This window comes from Nocardioides sp. S-1144, from assembly GCF_005954645.2.
Taxonomy (GTDB): domain Bacteria; phylum Actinomycetota; class Actinomycetes; order Propionibacteriales; family Nocardioidaceae; genus Nocardioides; species Nocardioides dongxiaopingii.
The window spans coordinates 1,946,304-1,959,273 of the sequence record NZ_CP040695.2; the positions used below are offsets into that span (position 1 = coordinate 1,946,304).

Below are 12,970 nucleotides of genomic sequence, written 5' to 3' on the forward strand. Positions count from 1 at the left end.
CGGGTACAGGAAGAGAGCGAACCAACATGTCTGAGGTCCTGGTGCTCGTCGACCACGTCGACGGAGCCGTCCGCAAGCCCACCCTCGAGCTGCTCGCGCTCGCCAAGAAGCTCGGCGAGCCCGCCGCGGTCTTCATCGGCGGCGCCGACAAGGCCGCCGGTGCCACCGAGAAGCTGAAGGCGTTCGGCGCCGAGAAGGTGTACGTCGTCGACGACACCGAGGTCAAGGGCTACCTCGTGGTGCCCAAGGTCGAGGTGCTCCAGCAGCTCGCCGAGAAGAGCTCGCCGGCGGCGATCCTCCTGGTCTCGGGCTACGAGGGCAAGGAGATCGCCGGGCGCCTGGCGATCCGCCTCGAGTCCGGCATCATCACCGACGCCGTCGACGTCGCCGACGACGGCACCACCACGCAGTCGGTCTTCGCCGGCAACTTCACCGTGCAGGCGAAGGTCACCCGCGGCACCCCGATCATCACGGTCAAGCCCAACTCCGCCACGCCCGACGAGACGGCCGGAGCCGGCACGGTCGAGGAGTTCGTCCCCACGATCTCCGACGCCGCCAAGACGGCCCAGATCGTCGCGTCGCAGCCCCGCAAGGCGACCGGTCGGCCCGAGCTGACCGAGGCCGCCATCGTGGTCTCCGGCGGCCGGGGCACCGGCGGCGACTTCGCCCCGATCGAGGGCCTGGCCGACGCGCTCGGCGCCGCGGTGGGCGCCTCGCGCGCCGCCGTCGACTCCGGCTGGATGCCGCACAGCTTCCAGGTCGGGCAGACCGGCAAGGTCGTCTCGCCGCAGCTCTACGTCGCCAACGGCATCTCCGGTGCGATCCAGCACCGCGCCGGCATGCAGACCTCGAAGACGATCGTCGCGGTCAACAAGGACGACGAGGCCCCGATCTTCGAGCTCGTCGACTTCGGCGTGGTGGGCGACCTGCACCAGGTCCTGCCGGCCGCCACCGAGCAGATCGAGGCCAAGAAGGGCTAGTCGCCCGGATCGGTTCCCGACCGACGCCCCGTCGACCTCGCGGTCGGCGGGGCGTCGTCGCGTCCACCGTCGTCGCGGCCCCCCGGCACGGACCGGCCGTGCCGGAAGGCCAGGACGACGAGCACCAGCAGCGAGGTGCCGATCGCGACCCAGACCGCCACCAGGTCGACGGTGGCGGTGCCGGGGCGCGCGACCCGGTCGCGGGCCAGCAGCGCGCAGACCACGGTGAGGCCGCTGACCAGCGCCAGCCCGTGCGGTCGTCTCGAGCCCCGCACGGCCCCCGCGACGGCGGCGACCAGCAGGGCGGCCGAGGCCAGCCAGAAGAACGTCGCGGCGAGCTGGACCCGGCCGGGGTCGAGCGCGCTGGTCGTGGTCACGTCGTCGGTGAGGCGGTTCTCGAGCACGACGACCAGGCCCGCGACGGGCAGCAGCGCGGTCAGCGCGAGGTGGGCGAGCACGAGGGGGTTCGGCGCGGGTGGGGCCATGGCCTCGATGCTGCCCGGGGAGCGGCCGTCCACACCCGGGGCGCTCCCGGGCTCACTAGGCTGGCGCGGGTGAGCACCCTCCAGAACCTTGGCGACCGGACCGACGTCGTGCCCGCCGGCGACCCGACCGACGTCGTCCGCGCCCTGGCCGAGCGGGCCCGGGAGGCCTCCCACGAGCTCGCGCTGGCGACCCGCGCGACCAAGGACGCCGCCCTGCACGCGATGGCCGAGGCCCTCCTGGCCCGCGGCGACGAGCTCCTGGCCGCCAACGCCGAGGACGTGGCCCGCGCCGAGGCGGCCGGCACGCCCCCGAACGTCGTCGACCGGCTCCGCCTCACCGACGAGCGGCTCGTCGCGATGGCGCAGGGCCTGCGCGACGTGGCCGGGCTGCCCGACCCGGTCGGGGAGGTGGTGCGGGGCAGCACCCTGGCCAACGGGCTCGAGCTGCGTCAGGTGCGGGTGCCGTTCGGGGTGGTCGGGATGATCTACGAGGCACGCCCCAACGTCACCGCCGACGCCGCCGGGATCTGCCTGAAGTCCGGCAACGCCGTCCTCCTGCGCGGCTCCTCGAGCGCGGCCTCCTCCAACGCCGCGATCCTCGCCGTGCTCCGGGACGCCGTCGCGGGCGCGGGCCTGCCGGCCGACGTCGTCCAGCTGGTGCCGGCCGGGAGCCGCGAGACCGTCACCGCGCTGATGCGCGCCCGCGGGCTGGTCGACGTCCTGGTCCCGCGCGGCGGCGCCGGCCTGATCAGGAGCGTCGTGGAGGGCTCGACGGTGCCGGTGATCGAGACCGGCGTCGGCAACTGCCACGTCTACGTCGACGCCGCCGCCGACCTCGACCGCGCGCTGGCGGTCGTGCTCAACTCCAAGACCCACCGCACGAGCGTCTGCAACTCCGCCGAGTCGCTCCTGGTGCACGCCGACCTCGTCGACACCTTCCTGCCCACCGTCGTCGCCGCGCTCCAGGACGCCGGGGTCGTCGTGCACGGCGACGAGACGGTCGCGCGGCTGCCCGGCGTCGAGCCGGCCACCGACGAGGACCACGCCCGCGAGTACCTGTCGATGGACATCTCCGCGGCCGTCGTCGCCGACGTCGACGGCGCCATCGCCCACATCCGGCGCTTCTCCAGCGGCCACACCGAGGCCATCCTCACCCGCGACCAGGACGCCGCCCGGCGCTTCGTCGCGGCGGTCGACTCGGCCGCGGTGCTGGTCAACGCCAGCACCCGGTTCACCGACGGCGGGGAGTTCGGCTTCGGCGCCGAGATCGGGATCAGCACCCAGAAGCTGCACGCACGCGGCCCGATGGGCCTGCCCGAGATGACCTCCACCAAGTACGTCGTCACCGGCGAGGGCCACGTGCGCTGACCCGGACCCCGTCGGGGATAGGGTTCGGGCGTGCCAGACGGGACCCGCTCCACCCACGCCGACGCGGCGGACGAGCGACTCTGGACCGGAGCCACGATCATCACCTTCGTCCGCACGGTCGCGGCCCTCGCGCTGTGCCTGGTCGGGGTGTGGCAGGAGGAGCTGGTCTGGCTCGTCGTCGGGCTGGGCGTCTACTGGGCCGGCGACAGCCTCGACGGCGCCTGGGCGCGGTGGTTCGACTGCGAGACGCGCATCGGCGCGGTCGTCGACATGCTCTGCGACCGGCTCAACTGCGCCGCGTTCTACCTCGGCTTCGCCGCCCTGCAACCCGAGATGCTGCTGCCGGTGGCGGTCTACCTGTTCGAGTTCCTGGTCGTCGACTTCTTCCTGTCGCTGGCCTTCCTCGCCTGGCCGATCCGCAGCCCCAACTACTTCTACGAGGTCGACCGGCGCATCTACACCTGGAACTGGTCGAAGCCGGCCAAGGCGGTGAACTCCTCGCTGTTCGCCGTGCTGCTCCTGGTCACCGGCTGGTGGTGGCTCGGCCTGGTCATCGCGATCGCGCTGCTGGGCCTCAAGTGCGTGTCGCTGCGGTGGCTGCTGCAGCTGGGGCTCCCGGTCCCGCAGCGGCAGCCGCAGGCGACCCGGTAGCGAGCCGTGTTCCTCGCCCTGCTCAGCATGTTCGGGCTCAGCATCGCCTCGGCCCTGCTGCCGTTCCTGCCGATCGAGGCCTTCATCATCGGCGGCGCCGCGGCCAACCCCGGCACGGCGGCCTCGATCGCCCTGGGGGTCGCGGCCGGCGCGGGCGCGACCATCGGCAAGGTGGTCTGGTACGAGGTCGCTCGCCGGGGCATCAGCTCGTCGTGGGCGCAGAAGAAGCTCTCCGCGCCGAAGGTCAAGGCCGGCTACGAGCGGTGGACCGCCCGGATGGAGGGCCGGCCCGTGTACGCCGGCGCGGTGATGTTCGTGGCCGCGTCGGTCGGGCTGCCGCCGCTGCTGGTGATGTCGTTCGTCGCCGGCCTGCTCAAGATGCCGATGTGGGTCTTCCTCCCCACGGTCCTCGTCGGCCGCTCCATCCGCTTCTCGCTGCTCTTCCTCGGCGCCGACTTCGCCTTCCACTGACGGGTTCGAGGGGGCCGGGCGATAGGGTGGGCGCATGACGCTGAGCACCATCGCCGCCCTCGCCACCTCCGTGGCCGCCGAGACCGAGGCGCACGGCGAGCCCGCCGTCCACCCCTACGTGGTGGGCGCGATCGCGCTGGCCATCCTGCTGGGTCTGCTGGGTGCCTTGATGGCCTTCGGCGGGGGACGCGAGCACAGCTGAGCATGTCTGCCCCGGTGCCGGCCCGTCGGCGGGTCGGCGTGATGGGCGGCACGTTCGACCCCATCCACCACGGCCACCTGGTCGCGGCGTCCGAGGCGCAGTCGTGGTTCGACCTCGACGAGGTCGTCTTCGTGCCGACCGGTCGCCCGTGGCAGAAGTCCGACCGCGAGGTCTCCCCGGCCGAGCACCGGTACCTGATGACGGTCGTGGCCACCGCGGCGAACCCGCGCTTCCGGGTCTCGCGGGTCGACATCGACCGCGACGGGCCGACGTACACGATCGACACGCTGCGCGACCTCGGCGAGCAGCACCCCGACGCCGACCTGTTCTTCATCACCGGCGCCGACGCGCTGGCCGACATCTTCAGCTGGCGCGACCACGAGCGCCTCTTCGACCTCGCCCACTTCGTCGGCTGCACCCGCCCGGGCGCCGACCTCGAGGCGAGCACCGTGGCTGCCATCCCGCAGGACCGGGTCACCCTCCTCGAGGTGCCCGCGCTCGCCATCAGCTCCACCGACTGCCGCGACCGGCAGCGCCAGGGCCGACCCGTCTGGTACCTCGTGCCCGACGGGGTCGTCCAGTACATCACCAAGCACGGCCTCTACCCGAGGCCCCAGGGAGACACAGCATGACCGCCACCGACCACGCCCTCGAGCTCGTCGTCGCCGCCGCCCGCGCGGCCAGCGACAAGCTCGCCCAGCAGATCATCGCCTTCGACGTCAGCGAGCAGCTCGCGATCACCGACGCCTTCGTGCTGGCCTCGGCGACCAACGACCGCCAGGTCAAGGCCATCGTCGACGCCGTCGAGGACAAGCTGCGCGAGATCGGCGCCAAGCCGATCCGCCGCGAGGGCGAGCGCGACGGCCGCTGGGTGCTCATCGACTACGGCGAGATCGTCGTCCACGTGCAGCACGAGGAGGAGCGGGAGTTCTACGCCCTCGAGCGGCTGTGGCGCGACTGCCCGGCCATCAAGCTCCCCGACGACGTCACCGCCTCGCAGCGGTGAGCGCCCCGGCCGCAGACCCGGGCACCGACCCCGCCACCAACCAGGTCGGCGGTCGCACGCTGGTGCTGCTGCGGCACGGGCGGACCGCCTGGAACCACGAGGGCCGCGTGCAGGGCCAGCTCGACGTCAGCCTCGACGACCACGGCCGTGACCAGGCCGCCCGCGTCGGCCCCGTCGTGGCCGCCCTGGCGCCGAGCCTGGTGTGGTGCAGCGACCTGGCCCGCACCCGCGAGACCGTCGCCCCGCTGGCCGCGGCCACCGGCCTGCCGGTCACCTACGACAAGCGGCTGCGCGAGTTCTACTTCGGCGAGTACGAGGGCTGGTCACACGCCGAGTTCGAGGCCCGGGACGCCGTCGCGTTCCAGGCCCTGCGGCGCGGCGACTACGACCACGTCCCGGCGGCCGAGCCGACCGCCGCGGTCCGCGAGCGGATGGTCGAGGTGCTCGGCGAGCTGCTGGCCGCCCTCGGGCCCGGCCAGACCGGCGTGGCCGTCAGCCACGGCGCCGCCATCCGGGTCGCCACGGTGGCCCTGCTCGGCTGGCCCGACGCGCTGACCCACACCCTGCGTGGCGTCGACAACTGCGGCCGCGTCGAGCTGGTGGAGACGTCGGAGGGCACCGGTCCGGGCGGGCCGGCGCTGCGTCTCCAGGCCTACAACCGCACGGTCTGACGCGCTTCGGCGGACCCGATTTCGCATCCGCCGGAGGCGTTGGCTAAAGTACTCCGCGTTGCCCGGTCACACGATCGGGCGGCGTCCTTCGGGGGTGTGGCGCAGCTGGTAGCGCACCTGCATGGCATGCAGGGGGTCAGGGGTTCGAGTCCCCTCACCTCCACCGGAGCGAGAGGCCGGTCCTTCGGGACCGGCCTCTCGTCGTCCCGGCCGGTGCCGCTCAGCGACCGGGGCCGACGAGGTCGAGGTCGTCCCAGTCGACGGTGGCGGTGCGCTGCTGGTACTCGGCCACGGTGCCGGGCCAGTTCGTCGTGATCCGGTCGCCGTCGACGTACCAGCTCGCGCAGCCCGTCGCCCAGGGCGTCGCGGCGAGGCGGGTCTGCATCTCGCGGTCGTAGGCGTCGGCGACCTCGGGGCGGACGTCGACGCTCCGGCCGGGTGCGCCCTCGGAGGCGAGCCGGCCGGCGACCTCGGCGACGTAGCCGGCCTGGGCCTCCATCATCGCGATGATGGAGCTGCCGCCGAGGTTGGTGTTGGGGCCGTAGATGCAGAAGAGGCCGGGGAAGCCGGGCACCGTCAGCCCGAGGTGGGCCCGGGCGCCGTCCGCCCAGACCTCGTGGAGGTCGCGGCCCTCGGCGCCGGTGACCTCGATGCCGGCCAGGAACCCGGTGGCGGCGAACCCGGTGCCCCAGATGATCGCGTCGACCTCGTGCAGGACGCCGTCGGCGGTGCGGACGCCGTCCGGCTCGACGCCGACGACGGCGCCGTCGTCCCCGGTGACGACGTCGACGTGCGCGCGGGCCAGCGCGCGGTACCAGTCGTTGGAGAACAGGATCCGCTTGCAGCCGATCTCGTGGTCGGGCACCAGGCGGGCGCGCAGCCCGGCGTCCGGCACCTGGCGGCGCAGGTGCAGCCACCACACCGTCCGCATCGCGCGCAGCAGCGCCGGCGACCAGGCGACCTGGCCACCGAGGGCCGCGTTCAGCCGCTCGGTCAGCCAGAGGACCGCGCGGCGCTCGGCGGTGAGCAGCCGCGGCCAGCGCGCGAAGGCGCGGTGGTGGACGGGTCGGTACTCCCCGTCGGGCTTCGGGACGACGTAGGGCGCCGAGCGCTGGAAGACGGTGAGCGAGCCGACGACGTCGACGATGCCCGGCACGAGCTGGATCGCGCTGGCCCCGGTGCCGATCACCGCGACCCGCCGCCCGCGCAGGTCGACGTCGTGGCGCCACCGCGCCGAGTGGAAGGCCGGCCCGGCAAACGTGTCGAGGCCGGGGACCGCGGGGACGACGGGGTTGGAGAGCTGCCCGACCGCGGAGACGACCAGGTCGGCGTCGTAGGTCGTCCCGTCGGCCGCGGTGACCCGCCACGTGCGCTGCTCGGCGTCGTGGACGCAGGAGCGGACCTCGACCCCGGTGCGGACCAGCGCGAGCAGGCCCTCCCGCTCGGCGGCGGCGCGCAGGTGGGCGAGGATCTCGGGCTGCTCGCAGTAGCGGCGGCTCCAGGCGTCGTTCAGCGCCCACGACCAGGAGTAGAGCGGCGAGGGCACGTCGCACGCCGCGCCGGGGTAGGTGTTGTCGCGCCAGACCCCGCCGACGTCGTCGGCCCGCTCGAGCACGGTGACGTCGGTGATGCCGCGCTGCAGCAGGGCCCGGGCGGCGCCGAGGCCGCCGAGGCCCGCGCCGATCACGACCACGCGGGGCCACGACGTGCTGGTGGTGTCGGTCATGCCGCGACCCTAGGAAGCCGGCGCGGGGTCACGACAGGGGTGCGCCGCGCCCTGGTTGATAATTCCGGACATGCTGCCCGGACCCGCCGCGGACGACTGGACCTTCCCGCGCTCGGTCGTCGGCGCCGCGGTGCTCGTCCGGTACGCCGCCGGCCACGGGGTGGCCCCGACCACCGCCCTGGTCGGCACCGGCCTGGCGCCGGGCGACCTCGACGACGCGACCCGCGAGGTCACCGCCGCGCAGGAGCTGCGGGTGGTGCGCACCCTGCGGCGCGAGCTCGGCGACGTCGGCCGCGAGGTGGGGCGGACCTACCGCGCCTCGACGTTCGGGGCCTTCGGCTACGCGATGCTGGCCAGCCGCACCGTGCTCGACGCGATGACGACGGCGCTGCGCTTCTTCGACCTGAGCTTTGCCTTCGTGATCCCGGGTGCGGCCGTCGTTCCTGGGGGGAGCGGTGACGAGGTCGCCGTCACCCTCGACGCCACCACGCTGCCCGACGACGTCCGGCGCTTCCTGCTCGAGCGCGACGCGACCGCCGTCCACCTCGTGCTCGAGAGCCTGGTGCCGGGCGGGGTCGGGGCCCGGCTGGAGGTGGCCGGTGACCGGGCCGTCGTCCGGTTCGGTGCCGACCAGCTCGCCCGGCCGCTGCCCGAGCGCAGCGCGGAGCGGCTGCTGGCCGCCGAGGCCCTGTGTCGCGACGTCGTCGACCGGCGCCGGGCGCGCACCGGGTTCGCCGCCGACGTCCGGGTGCTGGTCGCGCAGCGGCTGCGCGACGGCGCCCCGATGGCCGACGTCGCCTCGGCGCTCGGGATGACCGAGCGCACCCTGCGCCGCCGGCTGGGCGCCGCCGGCACCGGCTACCGGGAGCTGCTCGACGAGGTCCGGTCCTCGGTCGCCGCGGCCCTGACCGCCCGCCCGGCGACGCTGCCGCTGGTCGACCTCGCGGCCCACCTCGGCTACGGGAGCCCGGCGGCGTACCTGCACGCCCGGGCCCGCTGGTCGCCCGACCCGGTCCGCGGACCCCTGGACACGGCGCCGGATCTTCCTACCATCGAAGGATGACCATCCTCGGGAACCGTCAGCTGCCCCTGCTCCCGCCCGACGCGGTCGGCGCCCACACCCGGGCCTCGCGCGACCCGATGACCTGCCTGTTCAAGTGCGGCAACGCCTGTGACCAGCCCGAGCCCAACCGCTCCGGCAACCCGCACCTGCAGGACGAGATCGCCCGGGTGCTGGGCCGGCGTCGGGTGCTCCAGGGCGCGCTGCTCGGCGGCGCCACGCTGGTGCTGGCCGGTGCGGCGACCGAGGACGCGGCGGCGGCGCCGACGGCCGACCGGGTGCGCCGCGGCAGCCTCGCCCGCACCTGGTTCCGACCGGTGCGCCCCAACCGGCGCGACGCCGTCGTGACGGCGTCGGGGTTCACCAGCTCGGTGGTCATCCGCTGGGGCGACCGCGTGCTGCCGGGCGCCCCGGCCTTCGACGCCCGCCGGCAGACGGTCGCGGCGGCGCGCCGGCAGTTCGGGTTCAACTGCGACTACGTCGGCCTCGTCCCGCTGCGCGAGCGCACCGACGAGGCCCTCCTCGTGGTCAACCACGAGTACACCAACGACGAGCTGATGTTCCCGCCCGGGATCTACACCGACGACGAGAAGCGCGCCCTCAGCATGTACAACCACGGCATGTCCGTGGTCCGGGTGCGGCAGGGGCTGGTGCCCGGCTCCTGGAAGCAGGTCACCCCGCTGCGCCGCGCGCCGGAGAACCGCCGGATCAACGTGGAGACCGAGTTCCGGCTGACCGGCCCGGTCGCCGGCGACCCCCGGGTGCGGACCAGCGCCGACCCGCGCGGCCGCACGATCCTGGGCACGCTGAACAACTGCTCGGGTGGCACGACGCCGTGGGGCACGGTGCTCTCGGGGGAGGAGAACATCAACCAGTACTTCGACGCCGGCGACGGCGTCCCGGAGGAGTACGCCGAGGAGTACGCCCGCTACGGCATCACCGGCGAGGGGAAGGGCTGGAGCTCGGTCGACCCGCGCTTCGACCTGAGCCGGGAGCCGCACGAGCCGCACCGGTTCGGCTGGGTCGTCGAGGTCGACCCGAGCAACCCCTCGTCGGTGCCGCGCAAGCACTCGATGCTCGGCCGGTTCAAGCACGAGGGCGCCAACATCATCATCGCCAGGAACGGTCGGGCCGTGGCCTACCTGGGCGACGACGAGCGCGGCGAGTACCTCTACAAGTTCGTCTCGCGGGACCGGGTCGACCGCCGGCCCACCCGGGCCGCCCGCCGGCACAACCTCGGCCTGCTCGGCAGCGGCACCCTCCACGTCGCCCGGCTTCGTGGCGACGGGCTCGACGACGACCGGTACGACGGCACCGGTCGCTGGATCCCGCTGACCTCGGACCGGCGCTCCTTCGTGGCGGGGATGTCGGTGGCCGACGTCCTGCTCTTCACCCGGCTCGCCGCCGACCGGGTCGGCGCCACCCGGATGGACCGGCCCGAGGACGTCGAGCCCAACCCGGTCAACGGCCGGATCTACGCGGCGCTGACCAACAACTCCGAGCGGGGCACGACGTTCCCGGTCGACGAGGCGAACCCGCGGGGCACCTCGATGGTGCGAGCCGAGCCCGGCGCCCCGCTCACCCCGGCCGCCGGCAACCGCCACGGGTACGTGCTCGAGTTGGTCGAGGACCGGGGCCGCCACACCGGCCTCGCCTTCGGGTGGAACCTGATGCTGGTGTGTGGCGACCCGGCGTCGGCCGAGACCTGGTTCGGCGGCTTCGACAAGCGGCTGGTCAGCCCGATCAGCTGCCCCGACAACGTCGCCTTCGACAGCAGCGGCAACCTGTGGGTCTCCACCGACGGCAACGCGCTCGGCTCCAACGACGGGATCTTCCGCGTGCCGACGTCGGGTCTCGAGCGCGGCCGGGTCGCGCAGTTCCTCACCGTGCCGCCCGGGGCCGAGGCCTGCGGCCCGCTCGTCGCCGACGGCGACCGCTCGCTCTTCTTCGCCGTGCAGCACCCCGGCGAGGTCACCGGCGCGACGTTCGAGGAGCCCGCCAGCACCTGGCCGCACACCGACGACTTCCCCCGCCCGTCGGTGTGCGTGGCCCACCGGGACCGCTGACGGCCCCCGCCCCGGCGCCGGCACCGGGGCAGGGGCGGGGCCGACGCCACCCGGTCGCCGCCGCGCCCCGTGCCGTTCACGTGCGCGTCACGGGCTGCTCGGACGCCGCGCCTAGCGTCGCGCGCATGACCCCCGCTCTCGGCACCCGCTTCCTCCCGATCACCCCCGTCGCGTCGGTCGGCGCCCACACCCGCGCCTCGCGCGACCCGATGACCTGCCTGCTGCGCTGCGGCAGCGCCTGCGACCACCCCGAGCCGAACCGGAGCGAGCACGCCCACGTCCAGGACGAGATCGCCAAGGTCGTGGGACGTCGGGGGGTGCTGCGCAGCGCGCTGCTCGGGGGCACCGTGCTCGCCGCCGGCGGTGCACTCGCCGGCGAGGCCGCGGCCGCCCCGGCGCGCGCGCAGAGCCGCGACCTCACGAGGTCCTGGTTCCGGCCGGTGCGGCCCAACAAGCGCCACGCCGTCGTGACGGCGACCGGCTTCACCAGCTCGGTCGTGGTGCGGTGGGGCGACAAGGTCGTGGCCGGGGCGCCGACGTTCGACGCCTACCGCCAGACGGTCGAGGCGGCCAAGACGCAGTTCGGCTACAACTGCGACTACGTCGGGCTGGTGCCGCTCGCCGGGCGCACCGACGAGGCGCTGCTGGTGGTCAACCACGAGTACACCAACGAGAACCTGATGTTCCCGACCGGCGTCTACACCGCCGACGAGGTCAAGCGCCTGGCGATGTACAACCACGGCATGTCGGTGGTGCGGGTCCGCCAGGGCCGCACCCCGGGGTCGTGGAAGCAGGTCAAGGTGCTCAGCCGCTGCCCCGAGAACCGGCGCCTCCACCTCGACACCCGCTTCCGGCTGACCGGACCGGCCGTCGGCGACCCCCGGCTGCGCACCAAGGCCGACCCGCGCGGCACCACGGTGCGCGGCACCCTCAACAACTGTGCCGGCGGGATGACGCCGTGGGGCACGGTGCTCTCGGGCGAGGAGAACTTCAACCAGTACTTCGACGCCGGCGCCGGCGTGCCCGCCGAGTACGCCGCCGAGTACGCCCGGTACGGCATCACCGGGGCCGGCAAGGGCTGGGGCACCGTCGAGCCCCGCTTCGACCTGAGCCAGGAGCCGCACGAGCCGCACCGCTTCGGCTGGGTCGTCGAGGTCGACCCGAGCAACGCCTCGTCGGTGCCGCGCAAGCACACGATGCTCGGCCGGTTCAAGCACGAGGGCGCCAACATCATCATCGCCAAGAACGGTCGGGCCGTGGCCTACATGGGCGACGACGAGCGTGGCGACTACCTCTACAAGTTCGTCTCGCGGGAGAAGATGGACCCGAGCGGGACCCGCGCGGCGCGACGTCACAACCTCGGGCTGCTGACGGCCGGGACCCTCTACGTCGCCCGGCTCTCCGGCGACGGCAGCGCGGACGGCCAGCACGACGGCACCGGTCGGTGGATCCCGCTGTGCGACGAGAACACCTCCTACGTGCCCGGGATGTCGGTCGCCGACGTCCTGCTGTTCACGCGGCTGGCGTCCGACAAGGTCGGCCCGACGAAGATGGACCGTCCCGAGGACGTCGAGCCGAACCCGGTGAACAAGAAGATCTACGCCGCCCTGACCAACAACTCCAACCGCGGCACCGAGGCGATGCCGGTCGACGAGGCCAACCCGTTGGCGACGTCCATGGTCCGCTCGGCGCTGGGGGAGCCGCTGACGGCGGCGTCCGGCAACCGCAACGGCTACGTGCTGGAGCTGACCGAGGACGGCGACCGGCACACCGGCCGCGCGTTCAGCTGGGACCTGATGCTGGTGTGCGGCGACCCGGCGGCGGCCGAGACCTGGTTCGGCGGCTTCGACAAGAGCAAGGTCAGCCCGATCAGCTGCCCCGACAACCTCAGCTTCGACAGCCGGGGCAACCTGTGGATCTCCACCGACGGCAACGTCCTGGGCTCCAACGACGGCATCTTCCGCGTGCCGACGTCGGGTCCCGAGCGGGGCCGGGTGGTGCAGTTCCTCACCGTGCCCGCCGGTGCGGAGGCCTGCGGGCCGCTGGTCACCGACGGCGACCGGTCCCTCTTCTTCGCCGTCCAGCACCCCGGCGAGATCACCGGGGCGACGTTCGAGGAGCAGGCGAGCACCTGGCCGCACACCGACGACTTCCCCCGCCCGTCGGTGTGCGTGGCCTACCGCGACCGCTGAGCCCGACCCCGCCGAGCCCGCCGACCCGTCAGTGATCACTGACGGGTCGGCGGGCTCGTGGCGCTCCGGCGGCCTCCGGCGGTCACGTCCTG

General features: G+C 73.8%; 13 protein-coding genes and 1 tRNA gene. 12 read left to right on the forward strand and 2 right to left on the reverse strand.

Annotated features, from left to right (window positions below; all coding sequences use genetic code 11):
• The first annotated feature begins 26 nt into the window (after positions 1–26).
• Positions 27–980, forward strand: coding sequence for an electron transfer flavoprotein subunit alpha/FixB family protein (locus FE634_RS09145; protein ID WP_137292050.1), 954 nt, complete (start codon positions 27–29; stop codon positions 978–980).
• On the opposite strand, the gene FE634_RS09150 is transcribed toward FE634_RS09145, so the two are convergent.
• Complete coding sequence (locus FE634_RS09150; RefSeq protein ID WP_137292049.1) at positions 977–1,465, reverse strand: hypothetical protein; 489 nt, start codon at positions 1,463–1,465, stop codon at positions 977–979. The two genes, FE634_RS09145 and FE634_RS09150, sit on opposite strands and share 4 nt — an antisense overlap.
• A 108-nt stretch (positions 1,466–1,573) precedes the next feature.
• Here FE634_RS09150 and FE634_RS09155 point away from each other — a divergent pair, with 108 nt between their 5' ends.
• The 8 genes from FE634_RS09155 (at position 1,574) to FE634_RS09185 (ending at position 5,997) form a co-directional block, all read left to right on the forward strand.
• Positions 1,574–2,833, forward strand: coding sequence for a glutamate-5-semialdehyde dehydrogenase (locus FE634_RS09155; protein ID WP_138877114.1), 1,260 nt, complete (start codon positions 1,574–1,576; stop codon positions 2,831–2,833).
• Between the two features lie 30 nt (positions 2,834–2,863).
• On the forward strand, positions 2,864–3,484 hold the full coding sequence (locus tag FE634_RS09160) for a CDP-alcohol phosphatidyltransferase family protein (RefSeq protein ID WP_138875703.1): 621 nt from the start codon (positions 2,864–2,866) through the stop codon (positions 3,482–3,484).
• 6 nt (positions 3,485–3,490) lie between these two features.
• Positions 3,491–3,955 carry a VTT domain-containing protein gene (locus FE634_RS09165; protein ID WP_138875704.1) on the forward strand — a complete coding sequence of 155 codons (465 nt, stop codon included), beginning with the start codon at positions 3,491–3,493 and terminating at the stop codon, positions 3,953–3,955.
• A 34-nt stretch (positions 3,956–3,989) separates the two neighbouring features.
• On the forward strand, positions 3,990–4,157 hold the full coding sequence (locus tag FE634_RS21000) for a hypothetical protein (protein ID WP_167736510.1): 168 nt from the start codon (positions 3,990–3,992) through the stop codon (positions 4,155–4,157).
• Between the two features lie 41 nt (positions 4,158–4,198).
• Positions 4,199–4,789 carry a nicotinate-nucleotide adenylyltransferase gene (gene nadD / locus FE634_RS09170; RefSeq protein ID WP_246060511.1) on the forward strand — a complete coding sequence of 197 codons (591 nt, stop codon included), beginning with the start codon at positions 4,199–4,201 and terminating at the stop codon, positions 4,787–4,789.
• Complete coding sequence (rsfS, locus tag FE634_RS09175) at positions 4,786–5,163, forward strand: ribosome silencing factor (protein WP_137292044.1); 378 nt, start codon at positions 4,786–4,788, stop codon at positions 5,161–5,163. Before nadD ends, rsfS begins: the two co-directional genes overlap by 4 nt.
• Positions 5,160–5,834, forward strand: a complete 675-nt coding sequence (locus FE634_RS09180; RefSeq protein WP_170981412.1) for a histidine phosphatase family protein — start codon at positions 5,160–5,162, stop codon at positions 5,832–5,834. Before rsfS ends, FE634_RS09180 begins: the two co-directional genes overlap by 4 nt.
• 90 nt (positions 5,835–5,924) lie before the next feature.
• Positions 5,925–5,997: transfer RNA gene (locus tag FE634_RS09185), tRNA-Ala, on the forward strand.
• Positions 5,998–6,054: 57 nt separating this feature from the next.
• On the opposite strand, the gene FE634_RS09190 is transcribed toward FE634_RS09185, so the two are convergent.
• Positions 6,055–7,560: a flavin-containing monooxygenase gene (locus FE634_RS09190; RefSeq protein WP_137292042.1), complete on the reverse strand. Its 1,506-nt coding sequence runs from the start codon at positions 7,558–7,560 to the stop codon at positions 6,055–6,057.
• Positions 7,561–7,630: 70 nt separating this feature from the next.
• Between FE634_RS09190 and FE634_RS09195 the strand changes: the two genes are divergently transcribed.
• From FE634_RS09195 to FE634_RS09205, 3 genes are all read left to right on the forward strand, one after another.
• A complete protein-coding gene (locus tag FE634_RS09195; protein ID WP_138875705.1) occupies positions 7,631–8,623 on the forward strand; it encodes an AraC family transcriptional regulator ligand-binding domain-containing protein in 993 nt (330 codons plus the stop codon).
• Complete coding sequence (locus FE634_RS09200; protein ID WP_138875706.1) at positions 8,620–10,686, forward strand: PhoX family protein; 2,067 nt, start codon at positions 8,620–8,622, stop codon at positions 10,684–10,686. Before FE634_RS09195 ends, FE634_RS09200 begins: the two co-directional genes overlap by 4 nt.
• A 125-nt stretch (positions 10,687–10,811) precedes the next feature.
• Positions 10,812–12,878 carry a PhoX family protein gene (locus tag FE634_RS09205; protein WP_138875707.1) on the forward strand — a complete coding sequence of 689 codons (2,067 nt, stop codon included), beginning with the start codon at positions 10,812–10,814 and terminating at the stop codon, positions 12,876–12,878.
• Positions 12,879–12,970 lie beyond the last annotated feature (92 nt).

Excerpts from the sequence above, each read along its gene's own strand:
- FE634_RS09145 (WP_137292050.1), top strand. The coding sequence starts at position 27 with ATGTCTGAGGTCCTGGTGCTCGTCGACCACGTCGACGGAGCCGTCCGC.
- FE634_RS09150 (WP_137292049.1), bottom strand. The coding sequence starts at position 1,465 with ATGGCCCCACCCGCGCCGAACCCCCTCGTGCTCGCCCACCTCGCGCTG.
- FE634_RS21000 (WP_167736510.1), top strand. The coding sequence starts at position 3,990 with ATGACGCTGAGCACCATCGCCGCCCTCGCCACCTCCGTGGCCGCCGAG.
- nadD (WP_246060511.1), top strand. The coding sequence starts at position 4,199 with ATGGGCGGCACGTTCGACCCCATCCACCACGGCCACCTGGTCGCGGCG.
- rsfS (WP_137292044.1), top strand. The coding sequence starts at position 4,786 with ATGACCGCCACCGACCACGCCCTCGAGCTCGTCGTCGCCGCCGCCCGC.
- FE634_RS09190 (WP_137292042.1), bottom strand. The coding sequence starts at position 7,560 with ATGACCGACACCACCAGCACGTCGTGGCCCCGCGTGGTCGTGATCGGC.
- FE634_RS09195 (WP_138875705.1), top strand. The coding sequence starts at position 7,631 with ATGCTGCCCGGACCCGCCGCGGACGACTGGACCTTCCCGCGCTCGGTC.
- FE634_RS09200 (WP_138875706.1), top strand. The coding sequence starts at position 8,620 with ATGACCATCCTCGGGAACCGTCAGCTGCCCCTGCTCCCGCCCGACGCG.
- FE634_RS09205 (WP_138875707.1), top strand. The coding sequence starts at position 10,812 with ATGACCCCCGCTCTCGGCACCCGCTTCCTCCCGATCACCCCCGTCGCG.